At 29.2% G+C, this 1,743-nt stretch carries 2 protein-coding genes; both read right to left on the bottom strand.

From position 1 onward, the window contains the following. The coding region (locus MAGB_RS02010; RefSeq protein ID WP_050899988.1) for a variable surface lipoprotein at positions 1-557 on the bottom strand (557 nt) is incomplete at its 3' end. A 158-nt stretch (positions 558-715) separates the two neighbouring features. Continuing rightward, positions 716-1,597: a variable surface lipoprotein gene (locus MAGB_RS02015; RefSeq protein WP_004024144.1), complete on the bottom strand. Its 882-nt coding sequence runs from the start codon at positions 1,595-1,597 to the stop codon at positions 716-718. Positions 1,598-1,743: the final 146 nt, after the last annotated feature.

The following is a 1,743-nucleotide window of genomic DNA, read 5'->3' on the forward strand; positions in this document are numbered from 1 at the left end:
TTCAATGTTTTACTTCCTGATGATACTGTTTTTAATATATCTTCAAGTTTTTGCTTTTCGGTAGTTTTTCTATTTATATTTCCAAATTCAAGTTCTATTTCTTCAGTTCCGACTTTAATTTTTATTTTTTGTTTTGCTTGTAAACCAAGTGTTTTGTCCTTATCGCCTTCTGAAGCTAACTTGACAAGTTCTTTTTCTTTATCACTTAGTTTTGATTTAATTTTGTCTAGTACTGATTGATATGTATCACCTTCCTTGAATGAGTTTTGTAAACGGTCTTCAAACTTTGGAGCTAAGCCTCATATTGAATGTATTTTATCTGTTAAGGCTTTAACATTTATTTCGCTTCCTTGTTGATTACTGCCACCTTCAGTTCCTGGATTTTGATTACCTCCTGGGTTATTTTGACTTCCACCTGGTGTTTCAGTAGGATTGCCTGGAGTAGTTTCAGCTGGCTTCTTTTCATCTTCCTTAGTATCACCACATTTAGCTGCTACAAAAGGAATTGCTGTCATTGAAGCAACCGACCCAAGCAACAAAAACTTTGATTTTTTCATAAATTTATCCTTTCTTTAAAGACTATAAAATAGCCTTAAAAATGCTTTATAAATCTATTAATAAATATCAAAAGTGGTCAGTTTATAGTTAAAAAAATGGATATGAAGTCATACCCATATAATGTGTTTTTCTTAGTACTTATAACAAATAACATATGTTATTTTAATAATTCTTCGATTTCAGATTCATCAACTATGCTAATTATGTTTTCTTTGTTTAAAAACTTTTCAAAGTAATGCATTAGCGCATCAAAGTTTTCAAATAAGTTTTTGCTGAAATATGTATCAAAGTTCTTGTCCTTCTTAAAGTCATGGTAAAACTTTATTGCTAAATCATATTGGCCTATTACTTCAGTTAGTTCAGTGTTTAGCTTCATAAATTTACTTTTTAAAGATTCAACAAATTTCTTATCTTTATCTTCTATTGCGCCATTGAATTTAGCTATTTCTTCATTATGTGATTTTAAAATTGGCATAAGTGAGGCAAAATAATCTCTTTGTTCTTGAAGTTTTGATAATTCATAAAATGTTTTGCCACCATCAACTTTTTTAATTTCATTCTTGAATTCATTTATTTTTTTAATAACTGCATCAAACGATTCTTTAGTTATATCTTTTGTCGATAACACTTTTTCAACTTCTTTATTAAGAGCTTCTCTTTTTTCATAGAATAGTGCTTCATATTCATTATTTGATCTTGCACGTGCTAATTCAGAGACTTCGTTTCATAAACCTCTAAGTTCATATTTTAAGTTGCTTGAATTATTGCTTTGATCTTTATTGTCATCTCTATCTTTTTCTGATTTATCTTTGTTACCATCCTTTTTATCAGACTCACCTTTGTCTGACTTATCCTTGTCAACATCTTTTTTTGTATCATCACCAGGTTTTTTGTCTGATTTATCTTTGTCACCATCTTTTTTCATTGTATCATCTTGTTTCTTTTCTTCATCCTTAGTATCACCACACTTAGCCGCCACAAAAGGAATTGCAGCTAGTGATGATAGTGATCCAAGCAATAAAAACTTTGATTTTTTCATAAATTTATCCTTTCTTTAAAGGCTATAGAATAGCCTTAAAAATGCTTTATAAATCTATTAATAAATATCAAAAGTGGTGAATTTATAAGAATATAAAAAACGCCAGACCTTGCTGACGCTATGTTTTAAACAAATAATTGTCCTTG

The organism is Mycoplasmopsis agalactiae 14628 (assembly GCF_000266865.1).
Classification (GTDB): domain Bacteria; phylum Bacillota_I; class Bacilli_A; order Mycoplasmatales; family Metamycoplasmataceae; genus Mycoplasmopsis; species Mycoplasmopsis agalactiae_A.